General features: G+C 42.1%; 11 protein-coding genes. 3 read left to right on the top strand and 8 right to left on the bottom strand.

From position 1 onward, the window contains the following. Positions 1 to 41: 41 nt before the first annotated feature. The 4 genes from RCH61_RS05470 to RCH61_RS05455 form a co-directional block, all read right to left on the bottom strand. Positions 42 to 3170, bottom strand: coding sequence for an FtsX-like permease family protein (locus RCH61_RS05470; RefSeq protein ID WP_306480078.1), 3129 nt, complete (start codon positions 3168 to 3170; stop codon positions 42 to 44). A 54-nt stretch (positions 3171 to 3224) separates the two neighbouring features. Continuing rightward, positions 3225 to 3929, bottom strand: coding sequence for an ABC transporter ATP-binding protein (locus RCH61_RS05465; RefSeq protein WP_306480077.1), 705 nt, complete (start codon positions 3927 to 3929; stop codon positions 3225 to 3227). A gap of 13 nt (positions 3930 to 3942) precedes the next feature. After that, positions 3943 to 5184, bottom strand: coding sequence for an MFS transporter (locus RCH61_RS05460; protein WP_306480076.1), 1242 nt, complete (start codon positions 5182 to 5184; stop codon positions 3943 to 3945). 107 nt (positions 5185 to 5291) lie between these two features. After that, positions 5292 to 6113 (bottom strand): zinc dependent phospholipase C family protein, encoded by an 822-nt coding sequence (locus RCH61_RS05455; protein WP_306480075.1) that lies wholly within the window; start codon positions 6111 to 6113, stop codon positions 5292 to 5294. Between the two features lie 218 nt (positions 6114 to 6331). On the opposite strand from RCH61_RS05455, the gene RCH61_RS05450 reads away from it, so the two are divergent. Then, positions 6332 to 6589 carry a helix-turn-helix domain-containing protein gene (locus tag RCH61_RS05450; RefSeq protein WP_306480074.1) on the top strand — a complete coding sequence of 86 codons (258 nt, stop codon included), beginning with the start codon at positions 6332 to 6334 and terminating at the stop codon, positions 6587 to 6589. Here RCH61_RS05450 and RCH61_RS05445 read toward each other — a convergent pair. The 4 genes from RCH61_RS05445 to RCH61_RS05430 form a co-directional block, all read right to left on the bottom strand. Further along, positions 6556 to 7050 carry a VanZ family protein gene (locus RCH61_RS05445; protein ID WP_306480073.1) on the bottom strand — a complete coding sequence of 165 codons (495 nt, stop codon included), beginning with the start codon at positions 7048 to 7050 and terminating at the stop codon, positions 6556 to 6558. The genes RCH61_RS05450 and RCH61_RS05445 overlap by 34 nt on opposite strands. 23 nt (positions 7051 to 7073) lie before the next feature. Then, positions 7074 to 7343, bottom strand: a complete 270-nt coding sequence (locus RCH61_RS05440) for a hypothetical protein (protein WP_306480072.1) — start codon at positions 7341 to 7343, stop codon at positions 7074 to 7076. Positions 7344 to 7422: 79 nt separating this feature from the next. After that, complete coding sequence (locus tag RCH61_RS05435) at positions 7423 to 7689, bottom strand: hypothetical protein (RefSeq protein ID WP_306480071.1); 267 nt, start codon at positions 7687 to 7689, stop codon at positions 7423 to 7425. A 148-nt stretch (positions 7690 to 7837) separates the two neighbouring features. After that, on the bottom strand, positions 7838 to 11557 hold the full coding sequence (locus RCH61_RS05430) for an N-6 DNA methylase (protein WP_306480070.1): 3720 nt from the start codon (positions 11555 to 11557) through the stop codon (positions 7838 to 7840). Positions 11558 to 11794: 237 nt separating this feature from the next. Between RCH61_RS05430 and RCH61_RS05425 the strand changes: the two genes are divergently transcribed. Then, entirely contained in the window at positions 11795 to 12010 is a 216-nt protein-coding gene (locus RCH61_RS05425; RefSeq protein ID WP_306480069.1) for a type II toxin-antitoxin system Phd/YefM family antitoxin, read from the top strand. Next, a partial coding sequence (locus RCH61_RS05420) for a PIN domain-containing protein (RefSeq protein WP_306480068.1) occupies positions 12007 to 12382 on the top strand: 376 nt, incomplete at its 3' end. The genes RCH61_RS05425 and RCH61_RS05420, both read left to right, overlap by 4 nt.

Raw genomic sequence — 12382 nt, 5'->3', positions numbered from 1 at the left:
AATACCGCCGGCATCTCGCCGGCGATATTTTCCGTAGTTCTCTATTCCACACTTTTCAGTGATTCAACCATATCGATCTTTTTCAATTTAAAATACATCGCTCCGTTTACGATCATGGAAAATACAATCGTAAGAAGGAAGCTGTACACAAAACTGCTGACATCAATATTCCTTCCGAACATAACCGTGTCGATCTCAACGGTAACAATGATAAAACGATGCAGGATCGTTCCCAGTATAATGCCAAAAAGCGCGCCCAAAACAGTAAGCACAATATTCTCTCTGTACACATACGCCGACACTTCATTCGGATAAAATCCCAGTACCTTAAGCGTTGCCAGTTCCCGCTTTCTCTCGGTAATATTAATATTATTTAAGTTATATAAGACAACAAACGCCAACATTCCGGCCGATATCGTCAAAACAACAATTACAATATCCAACGCTCCGAGCATATCATCAACCTGCTGCTTTAGGTCTGTCGTATAACTGACGCTCAACGCCCCCGGAAGTCTCAAAACATCTTCCCCGACGCTTTGCGCCTCCTTCGTCGTCCTTGAAACCGTCTTGTAGAAGACCGCATTATAATCCGGCTCTTCTCCGTAAACAGACTCATATACATCCGCCGTCATATACAGATAATGCCCCATGTAATTTTCACATACCGCGCCGACCTTCACTTCCATATTTCCTTTTTCTTCATCGCGGATCGTGATCATATCTCCCGGCTGCACCTCCAGTTCTTTCGCAGCTTTCTCTGTCAAAACAACTTCATCCTTTTTAAGAGAATACTTCTCGTCCGTTTTCCGATCTTTCAGCGTCACAAACTTCTCAAACTGCTTTTCATCTCTTGGCACATCCAAATAGACCTCATGCCATTCACTTCCGTTTCCAATCGTGATCTGAGTGAGAACTCCTTCCAACGATCCGTCCACTTCCCGCTCGCTTTCGAGTTTCTGCACCACTTCCTCTTTCTCCTCTTCGGATGCACCTTCCGCCATGATCACCGTTCCGTCATAGAGCTGGAGCTCTCCGTATTGAATATCCACAATGGCAAAAATCGAATCTTTCAGTCCGAAACCGACGATCATCAATCCCATACATCCTCCGATGCCGAAGATTGTCATGAAAAAGCGTTTCTTATATCTCACAAGATTTCTCACGCTCGCCTTCCATGAGAAATTCAGACGTTTCCACAAAAAGGCAACACGTTCAAGAAGTACCCTTTGCCCCTGTTTCGGCGTAGGAGGACGCATCAACTGCGCCGCCTGTTCCCGCAGTTCTTTATAACACGCCATTATAGTTGCCGCCAGCGTACAAAGCAGCGCCGTTCCCGCAGCGCCGATTCCGTAACGCAGATTGTACGGAATCGCCAATTCATTCATGTGCTTATACATGATCTTATACGCATTAATGATAATATATGGGAAGATCTTCTCTCCGACTAAAATTCCGATAACACTTCCAAAAAGCGTTGCCAAAAATGCATATCCCAAATATTTTCCCGCAATCGAACGTCTTGCATAACCAAGCGCTTTCAGCGTACCGATCTGCGTCCTCTGTTCCTCCACCATACGGGTCATCGTTGTAAGACTGATCAAAGCCGCCACAAGGAAAAAGATTACCGGAAAGACTTCTCCGATCGCTCTCATCCGGTCCGCATTATCGCCATAACCGGGATAATCAGGAAGGTCATTTCGATCATAAACATACCATTTCGGTTTTTCTATTTCCGCAACTTCCGCCTTCGCGTCTTCCAGCTCTGCCTTTGCATCCGCGATCTTCTGTTCTCCTTCGGCGATCTCTGCGTTTGCCTCTGCCTCGCCTGCATAATATTCTTCCCAGCCTGAAGCAATTTCCTGCTCCCCGGCAGCAATCTTTGCTTCCCCGTCTGCAATCTGCTGTTTCGCCGCCGAAAGCTGCGCATAACCGCTGTTAATCTGCTCCTGTCCATACTGAAGCTGCGCCCTTGTCTGCTCGATCTGTGCCTGCGCCTGTGCAACTGCCGCATCTCCGCTTTGGATCTGCGCATTTAACTGCTCCAATATCGCAAGTGTCTGTTCGTCTGTCATTCCGCTTTCTTTCAAAGCCTGATACTGCGCTTTCACCGCATTTAATTGTTCGATCTGCTGATTCAACTGCACAGTTCCCTGCTCAAGCGCCGCCGTCCCATTCTGAACTTCCGTCTGCTTCTGCGCCAGCATCTGCTCTGTTGAGGCTGCATAGGATCTCGAATCTGCCAACTGTGCTTTTCCGCTGTCGATCTGCGCCTGCGCATTCTCCAGCTTCTGCCTCGCATCCGCAAGTTCTGCCTGCGCTTCCGCTTTTCCGCTGTCCAGCTTTGCCTGTGCATCCGCAACTTCCGCCTCTGCTTCCCCGATCTTCTCATTGGCTTCATTCACAATTTCCGTGTACCGCGCTTCCTGTCTTTGCGACTTGATCTTCTCAACACTCTTTTTTGCTTCCGCAGCCACAGCTTCATATTCAGAAGTAAACGCAGTCAGTTCCTTCGCACCCTTTGCCTGTACACAAAGCTCTGTATACACATCCATGGAAAAGCTTTCCTTCGGAACATACACAAACGCTCTCACACTTCCGTTTCCGATAGTTGTACTCCCCCTCTGAAACGAGATGTATTCCGGGCTGCTTACCGTACCTGTAATTTTGAAAGTATCCGTGATCAAAGACTCTGTGATCAACGCGTCCGCACCACCGGAAAAAGTGATCGTATCTCCCACTTTAAGCCCGCTTTTCGCTATGTAATCCGCATCAAGGGCGCATTCATTTTCTTTCTCCGGCATCCGCCCTTCTTCAAGCTGCACTGCATTCATTGTCGGAAGAAAAGACATGACATGGACAACGACCTGATTATCCCCGTCTGCACAAAGCGCATCCACAGAATATCTGCCTTCTGCATGTTCGATCCCTTCTATTTGCTCAACCGCCTTTTTGTCCTCCTCCGTCAGTCCCATCGTACTGATGATCCGAAGATCCATCATATTCTTATGATCGAAATACGCATCTCCCGAATAACGCATATCCGGCTCAGAAGCGCGGATTCCCGAGAAGAACGAACACCCGATCGCCACGATGAAAAAGATCGAAAGAAATCGTCCGAGGCTGCGTCTGATCTCCATATAAAAATCTTTCCACAGCGCACGTTTCTTCATTCACATCGCCTGCCATTCTATTTCTTATTTTTTCTGCCTGTTTATTCTACAAAACTACCATTCAATCTCATCGATCGACTTCGGATTCTCATTGACTTCCATCCGTGAAACCTGTCCGTTTTTAATATGGATCAATCTGTCTGCCATCGGAGCCAACGCCTGATTATGAGTGATAACAATAACCGTCATTCCACGTTCCCGGCACATATTCTGCAACAATTTCAAAATTGCCTTTCCCGTATTATAGTCAAGCGCTCCCGTCGGCTCGTCGCAGAGAAGCAATTTCGGATTCTTCGCAAGCGCCCGGGCAATAGAAACACGCTGCTGCTCACCGCCGGACAACTGCGCCGGGAAATTATCCAGTCTGTCTCCAAGTCCCACATCTTCCAGCACCTTTTTTGCATCAAGTGGATCTTTACAGATCTGAAGAGCAAGTTCCACGTTCTCAAGCGCCGTCAGATTCGGAATCAGATTATAAAATTGAAACACAAACCCAATATCATCTCGGCGATACCCGGTCAGACGGCGGGAATCATATGCGGTAATCTCCTCTCCGTCAACGAGCAGCGTTCCGCTCGTTGCAGTATCCATTCCTCCAAGAATATTGAGTACCGTCGTTTTTCCCGCGCCGCTTGGACCTACGATAACGACAAACTCACCTTTTTTGATAGAGAAACTAATGTTGTCTGCCGCTCGGATCTCCACTTCTCCCATATGATAGATCTTTGTGACATCTTTTAATTTGACAAACTCCTCCATCCTATCACCTCTTTCATTGCATGCAATTTAATTTTGCTGAATATCGGAACAATATAAGCCCGATCAAAAACATCACAGAAAGAGCGCTGACCGCGATATTAATGCTTCCTGTCATCTGACTGATGAAAGACACAAGCGCGGTTCCGATAACGGATGCTCCTTTCCCGCAAATGTCATAAATACCGAAATACTCTCCCGACTTCTCTGCCGGTATGATCTTCGCAAAATAAGATCTCGAAAGCGCCTGTATCGTTCCCTGAAACATGCCTACCAAAACTGCAAGAATCCAAAAATCAAGCTGCGTATCAAGCCAATACGCATAAACCGCGATTCCAAAATACGCCATGATGCAGACCGTAATAATCTTCTCAGGCGAAACTTTCTTCACGATCCTTCCGAAAATAAGTACGGACGGAAATGCAACGATCTGTGTCACAAGAAGGGCAAGCAAAAGTCCCGTACTGTCAAGTCCCAGCGCCTGTCCATATGCAGTCGCCATATCAATTACCGTATATACCCCGTCTATATAGAAGAAAAACGCGAGCAGAAATACAAAAACATGCTTTTCCTTTGCCAGCTCCGCAAACGTTTTCCCAAGACGCTTAAAACTGTCTTTTACAACATGCCCCTTTCCTTCGGCAAAATATTTCTGTCTGTATGAGCGCAGAAGCGGCACAGACGATAACAGCCACCAAAGCGCCGTGATCAGAAACGCAAGGATCATAGCTGTCTGCATTCCGATCCCCAGCGGCTCTGCACCAAGTACAACGCCCAGACATGCCACAAACGGAATACAGCTTCCGATATATCCCCATGCATATCCATGAGACGAAACTGCGTCCATCCGATCCGGCTCAGTCACATCGGTAAGCATTGCATCATAGAAAATCAGGCTTGCCGAATATCCGGTTTTCGCTAATACAAAAACTCCTAAGAACCAAATCCACGAAGATAAAAATCCCAGCAGGATACATCCCAAAACACCTACTCCCATCGCTACAGAAAATACCGTTTTCTTGAAATTTTTCGTATCCGCAACCGCTCCGAGAGTCGGTCCTAAAAGCGCCACAAGCAGCGTACATACAGAAGTCGCGTAACCCCAGTACGCCAAATAGTCCACATCCGATATTCCCGCATTTCCCGCAAGATAATTAAAATAAATCGGAAATATAGTTGATACCATCATCGTAAATGCTGAATTTCCCACATCATAGAGAACCCACTTTTTTTCCAACGAAGTCAATTTAAATTTCATTACCCTATCTCTCTTTCCCTCATGCTGTCATTACCGGACTTAAAACCACATCGCGGCTGCACCGCGCCTTTTGAACTTTCCACCCGGTCTTTGATTTCTTTTCTCTCTTATAAAGGCAGATCTTTCCAGTTCTCGCCTGCGCCAAACGTCCGTTGAAATCTCTCCGGCAGTTCGTCTCCTTCAAACAACACTTTCTGATATCGAATGATCAATCCCGCAGCTAACGGCACTGCCCCGGCAAACAATCGCTTCAACAGGCGGCAGTACTCTTTGCATGCCGGATTCGGCTCAAGACTCATCACCATGCCGTGAAGGGAGTCATACTGCCCCGATACCTTCATTCCCGCGAAGAGAATCTTTCTCTTCACTGTTCCCGGAGCAAGCAAAAGCTTATGATAGGAGATCATCCCTTTCAGCGCCTTCTGCACTGTATCTGCCGTCAGATCTTCAAAAAACGGCGCAATAACCGCTCCATTCTCCTTCGTCGGATGGATATGCTTCACGGCAAGATAACGAACCGGATTCATATAATCTTCCTTCAGTAAAAGGCGGTCAAACTCCATCTCGATCTCCGAATGGCTGATCCCGCTTTCATAAATCATCTTCTCAACATACGGATGACATTCACTGTCCAACGCAAAATGGCAGATCACGCCGTAAAGATATGCTCTTGCCGCCGCAGAATCTTCCGCAGCTTTCGCAATCTCAGCTCCATGGCGGAAAAACACATCCGCCGGTTTGTCATGCAGGGCATATCCCTGACCGTTCACCGCATTGCGTTTCATCGGATAGTAATAGAACAAAATATCCGGACCGTGAAGTCCAATGTCGAATAATTCTCTGTGATTCTCAACAGTGCTTCGCAGCGGACGCGGAAGCGCGCTGATCACTTCTTTTCCAAACTTATAATGCGCATATGTCGTAGGCATAAATTTTCCTCTTTTCTCGTACTTTTTCTTATAATTTTATTATCACATATTCAACAAGAAAAATCTAGGATTACCCCTCGTTTGATATGTTAAATTTTTGCAAAGTCTTTTGTCTCATTTTTACAACCGCATAGAAAGAATTTCCCTTGTAAAATCAATAAAAAAGTGCAAAAAGTGAGACATCTTTCATCTCACCATTTGCAGAAGGGATTATAATTATGCCAAAACCGAAAACATCTACAGGAGAAAAAAATCTGATCAGCAAAAGGCTGATCCACCTTCGTCAGCAGCATCATATGTCGCAGCGGCTCTTAGCTTATCAGCTTCAACTAAACGGCTACGATATGGACAAAAATGTCATCACAAGAATTGAGACAAACAAACGCTATGTCACCGATGTAGAACTAAAAGCTTTCGCTGAAATTTTTCAAGTTTCTTATGATTATCTCATCGACGGAAAAGAAGACGAGATATAATATCCGATGCTTCCAAGCAGCGCCCCGGCAGTATTGCAGATCAGGTCATCTGCTTCGGTAACCCCGATCGCAAACACATACTGCAGCACTTCTGCCAGAAACGAAATGCCGAGCGCTGCTGCCGCCGTTTTAAACGCCCGGTTTTTTCCCCGCAGCAGATACGGAAAAGAAATCCCAAACGGAAGGAACAACAGCACATTCATCAGCAAGGTTCTCGGATACTCTGAATTCGGCGCATAACTTCCCCTAAACGGGAAAAAACGCACTTCTCTTCCGCCTGATTCCCGAAACAATGTCAACTTTGCAATAATAAAACATGCGGCAATCAGCATGATCCCGCATATAATCCCGGCTTTTTTCTCTCCGATCTTCCCCATCGCGATTCCCCATATAAAAACAGCGATAACAGAAATCACAACTGCATATTTCAGATCCAGTGCATAGATTCTGTTCCATATCATGTCTAACATCTCCTTTGACGCTCTTAACCGTTATCAGCCCCAGACTTCTGCGTCCATTTTCTTATCTTTCGCACTACTCTCATCCCCATCACGACACATCTTCTCGGAAACAGCGGACTGCACCATCGTTTTACATACCGTTTATATTTGTCATTCGTTTCACACTCTATAAACGTTTCCCCTCTGTAAAATCCGGTCAGAACGCCTAAAATCTGATCTTCCCGCACTCCATATTCTTTCTGCCACTGATTATCCCCGCAAAGGACATAGCTGCTGTCATCTGAAACTTCCATAACTCTGTGCAATACATAAGCGCCGTTTCTTCTCCGAATTCACGGTTTTTCACTTTTCTAACAGGCTTATTGTATTCATTCATGTTCTTCTAATATTCCCGCATTTCTCAACTGATCCAGAAAATGCAAAGATCACATTGCCCGGCTTTTCAACATCATCCGCCTCACTCTTCCTTTTTTCCATGTCATTTCGGATCACCCTGATCTTCTTATCATACTCATTATATATTTTCTGCAATCCATCTAAACTTTCCGCCTCTTTCCGATTCTCCTGTCTCCAATAAAACAACAGGCCGAAAAATCCGATTGCAAGAGCAAATATAATTAAAACCTGTATCTTCTTCATAATTTTCCTTGTAAGCCTCTGCTCTTTCCCCACTCTGCTCACCTGCCAAAACACCTGTGATTTTACAACTTACCTTTATAGACGCTTTTAACGCTTACACTGTTCCGCCACACACGTTTACTGTTCGTCTTTATATACATCTGAAATATTATCTAAAATATTTATCGACTAAATCATCTTTTTCAATTTCATATTTTCCCTTTTGTCCAATACATTCAAGCTTAGATTTTTCAACGGACTGTACAAAATCAGCAAAATCATCCTGCAGCTTTTTTTCCGGAACAGGTACTATGATTTTCTTCATGGCGTCATTCATCAGCTTATTATTTCCCACATGACTTACAAACTTATAAGCGATCAGATTTAACAGATACGCCAGATACCTCATATTTACCTTGTCGTTCTTCGCTTTCAATATTCCACATACATTTGTGCAGTTGAATTTTCCGTTTCTATAAAAAACAGTGCCTGCTTTCGCTCCGTCAGTCGTCCATGTAATATACTCCCCATCAAAATCAAACGTATCGATATATCCGAAAATACCCTCGTTTGTTGTCTGAGAAGAATACACCGGATATGAACCTTTATGACTTGCCAGATACTGCTGATTGATCACTCTGCCTCTTCCGTCAATACACAGATCCTCTACAGAGTATCCTTCATATTTTGAAAATATTCCGTCAGAAATAAACTCTTCCAAATGAAACATTTCATCAAATTTTAATCGAATACTGTCATCATATTTTTCAATTTCAGCGCTTTGTTCGTCTATCTTATCGTCCAGCGCTTTGATCTCGTTTACTATTTTCGTCTGAACCTTTGTTTCAGGAGCCTGAATGACCAAAGACCTGATTCTCTGTATCGAAGCTCTGTTGTTTCTGGAAAATCTTTCATATTCCCCTTCAACCTGAAGCGCATACATCATATACTGCGGAAGGATCTTGTCGGTTTTGATTCTTAACACACCGCAATGGTCTGTAGGATAAAACGGCGTATCAGCCGGAATGATATTCACCATCCAGTCACCGTCAATCCCCCATATAACCGAAGGACAGTTGTAGTCTTTCAATTTCTCTTGGTCGATTCTGCCAAACTCCTCATAAACGTTTGCACTGTAAACAGGCACTCTTCCTTCGGAAACGATCTCTTCCGACAAAACTCTGTCTCCGATCGTTATATCAAACATTTTTTCATCAGAAAGAGCATATGCCGTCAAGTTCGGATCATCTTTCAATAACCTTGTCTTCGTCGTTTTTATCGCTTTGTTAAAAGAAACGTCACTAAAACTTATCATATCTTTCGTGTGAAGATAATAATAATACTCTTCCAGATCATCTGAGGAAACTTCTTCACCGATAAACATTTTTCGGATCAGACTTGAGATCGTATTGTCAGACAGTCTGTTTTCTGCATCGTATAACATTCCGCCTTCATCTATGATCTGTATTCCTTCCTGCCCCTTTCGATTGCTCCACTTGTAACCTAAAAACTTCTCCTGACCTTTATTATCATCCGGAGCAGCCACGATCAATGTCCTTTGATCATAAATAAAAGAAAAATATTTCATTTTTTCCCGTTCTATCTTTTTTGCATATTGATAATACTGCTCTGTCAGCAGCTTATTTTTCTCTTCCTCTGACAATTTATCAAACGTCTTTTGTCTCTGCTTTTCTTTTGTTTTTGAAGATGCCAAAAAAGCCTCTTTATATTTTAAGAAATATTTATCTTCGATATCGCCGATATCAACCGATTCCTCCAGAAAACGATCATAAACCTCAAAACTTACATTAATCTTTTTCAGATATTGTTTTAATATTTTTTTATCTTCCCATCCGTCCAAATTACATCTGTTAAAAACAGCGTCAATACTGTCTTCGATCAAATCTGCTTTTTTCGGCGGTTCCTTATATTTTTCTAAAAATAATACAACCGTATTCGTTCCTGTCGCGCCAAACGTTTTACTTCCCAAAAGAACGATCGCTCTTATCTTGAAATTCTCCAATATACATTCTCTTGCGCCGATGAAACTTTCATTTTCCTTATTCAATACACTGCTCGGCAAAATAACCGCAGCCACTCCTTTCGGTTTCAAAAGCTGCGAAATCCTCTCAATAAATAATGTTTCTATTTCAGATCCGTTATTTGAAATAGTATCTAATATAGAAAACGAATTATTTTTCAGCTTTAAATGTGGTTTAAACGCAGACACCGAATACGGCGGGTTCGCCACCAAAATATCAAATGTATTCGGTTTTATATTTTTCTCAGGATAATTCTCCAAACCATCTCCGAATATGATATTTCCTCCGCCCGCGCCGTGCATAAATAATGAAATTTTAGACACACGGGCTAACCTGTAGTCTTTCTCAACACCGAAAAGATTTTTCTCGGCAAAAGACGGATCAATCTCGCCCGAATTATGATTCGCCTTAACACAGGCCGAAACAGCTTCAAACCCTTCCGTCAAAAAATGCCCTGCGCCGCAGGCATAATCAATGATCTTGGGCAGGATCATACCCCTTTCGGTTTTCAGTATTTTCTCAACAGGCAGACTGTTCCATATAAATCTTGTGATCGGAACAGGCGTAAAAAACTGACCTTCATTCTGCTTGAATCCTTTACTAAGCAGCTGTTCAAACAAGTCTCCCAACATCTGTAGATTTTCAGAGCCTATTATTCTGAAATTTTCAAACAACTGAACAACTTCTACTAATATTTTACCGTTTTGTAAAAATAATTCTTCATTATGAACGTCTTTAAACGCAAAATCATTATTCGTGTAAAATTTCAATATACGCAAAGTATGCTTAAGATGAGAAATCATGTTTGTTCTCTCTTGTCCGGTATATTGCCGAACTAAATTTTCAGCATAATCATCAGGCACATAAAAAATTTCTTCTTTCATAAATTTTTCCATGCCTTCTTTATGCAGTCTCTGAAGCCTGTCCTGTAAACTTTCATAAGTATCCGTGCCGACTTTGTACTGAAAATCTACGATCTCATTCATATCTTTTTGAATCTCATCGACTAATTTACAAATAAACAGAGCCACTAAACGATTAAATGCATTTTCCTTATCCGAAACATTATTATGACGTAAAATCTCTTCAAACTTATTTACGATCTTATTATTGTCTGTAAAATCTTTCAGATCCGCTTTTCTAAGAGGTTTTACCCCAATTTGATATGCACTTGAATCATCTCTGAAAATTACGTCTCCCGAAAATCGCTTTTCATACGTTTCATCCCACACCGAATATAATTCCGAAACTGTGTGTGCATTTTTAAATAATTTAATAGAATCATCTTTTTGGGATAAAGCAACTATATTCGCATCGTCAGAACAATCAATGCTTTCCGTATCCCGTTTTATCTGCCCGTCTTCATATTTCGACGCATAAAGAACAAGAAACTTACAGCTTCTTTCCTGCTGCCAATATGAAAATAACTGACCGCCGTCATTTACTATATTTTTATATTCCTTTTCATATTCTCTGCCGTAAGTTTTACACTCAACAATAAACAGCGTGTTTCCTTCCTGATCAGATACACAAATGTCAGCTCGTCCGCCTTTCGCCTCATGACCTAACGTCCACTCTTTTTCTAAAGTCAAATGCTCGGGACGATAACCCTTGTCAAGCAGCTTTGTAACACATTCCAATACGACAAAATTTTCAGGAGCAGAAAAATTGCATGTCGTCCTCTTAGAAACAGTCATCCCCCGATCTTCCGGATAAATTATTATTTTATTTTTCAGATCTACTTTAATATAACAATCAACAAACGGAAAAAATTTTTCGTAAATATGATTCTTCTTTATATAACCCATTGATAAGAGAAGGTTTTTAATATAACTTTCTGATATCATTTTCGTTTCTCCTCCGGTATAATATTCCGATTTATTATTTTCTTCATCGACAATTATATCACGGATAAATAATACAGTCATGTATTTTCTAAGATAGCGAAAAACGGCTAATCTATATCATAAAATCGCTCGATTTTATTGATAGAATCGTGCGATTTGTATATGATATAATTGAAACAAAGAATTGCATGTTTCAAATGATGATTGTATATATTTCAAGGGAAAGGGGATGACGATATGTCAATTACTGCAACTGAATTGAAAGTTAATCTTGGCAAATATCTGTCACTTGCAGAAACAGAAGATATTTATATAACCCGTAACGGAAAAGTCGTAGCAAAACTGTCTAATCCTTATCAGGATAGAGTGGATGTTGCTAAGTCGCTGTTCGGAATTCTTCCGGCGGATATGACTTTAGAGAAAGCACGAGAAGAAAGGTTGAATACAATATGAGAGTCTTAGTTGATACCTGTGTTATCATTGATGCCTTACAGTCTCGTGTTCCGTTTTCAGAAGCTGCACAAAAGATTTTTATACATTCTGCAAATAAGCATTTTGAAGGATATATCACAGCAAAGTCAGTTACAGATATATACTATCTGACACATCAGTTAACTCATAGCGATGCGGAAACACGCAAAATTTTGAGCAAACTTTTTACATTGTTTCATTTGTTGGATACTACTTCTTTGGACTGTCGAAAAGCAATATCTTCTGAAATAAGCGATTATGAGGATGCTATTATGGTGGAAACCGCTATTCGTTCAGAGAGAGACTATGAAGAAAAGTCTGTAAATAAGATCTTCTATGATAAGAATGGGCGAG

The sequence above is a fragment of the Mediterraneibacter sp. genome (assembly GCF_030825015.1).
Lineage (GTDB): Bacteria > Bacillota > Clostridia > Lachnospirales > Lachnospiraceae > Mediterraneibacter.
Note: the sequence above shows the minus strand (reverse complement) of the source record. Positions and strands in the feature narration are given on the sequence as shown.

Coding starts and splice junctions, on each gene's coding strand:
- RCH61_RS05470 (WP_306480078.1), bottom strand. CDS start 3,170: ATGAAGAAACGTGCGCTGTGGAAAGATTTTTATATGGAGATCAGACGC.
- RCH61_RS05465 (WP_306480077.1), bottom strand. CDS start 3,929: ATGGAGGAGTTTGTCAAATTAAAAGATGTCACAAAGATCTATCATATG.
- RCH61_RS05460 (WP_306480076.1), bottom strand. CDS start 5,184: ATGAAATTTAAATTGACTTCGTTGGAAAAAAAGTGGGTTCTCTATGAT.
- RCH61_RS05455 (WP_306480075.1), bottom strand. CDS start 6,113: ATGCCTACGACATATGCGCATTATAAGTTTGGAAAAGAAGTGATCAGC.
- RCH61_RS05450 (WP_306480074.1), top strand. CDS start 6,332: ATGCCAAAACCGAAAACATCTACAGGAGAAAAAAATCTGATCAGCAAA.
- RCH61_RS05445 (WP_306480073.1), bottom strand. CDS start 7,050: ATGATATGGAACAGAATCTATGCACTGGATCTGAAATATGCAGTTGTG.
- RCH61_RS05440 (WP_306480072.1), bottom strand. CDS start 7,343: ATGGAAGTTTCAGATGACAGCAGCTATGTCCTTTGCGGGGATAATCAG.
- RCH61_RS05435 (WP_306480071.1), bottom strand. CDS start 7,689: ATGAAGAAGATACAGGTTTTAATTATATTTGCTCTTGCAATCGGATTT.
- RCH61_RS05430 (WP_306480070.1), bottom strand. CDS start 11,557: ATGATATCAGAAAGTTATATTAAAAACCTTCTCTTATCAATGGGTTAT.
- RCH61_RS05425 (WP_306480069.1), top strand. CDS start 11,795: ATGTCAATTACTGCAACTGAATTGAAAGTTAATCTTGGCAAATATCTG.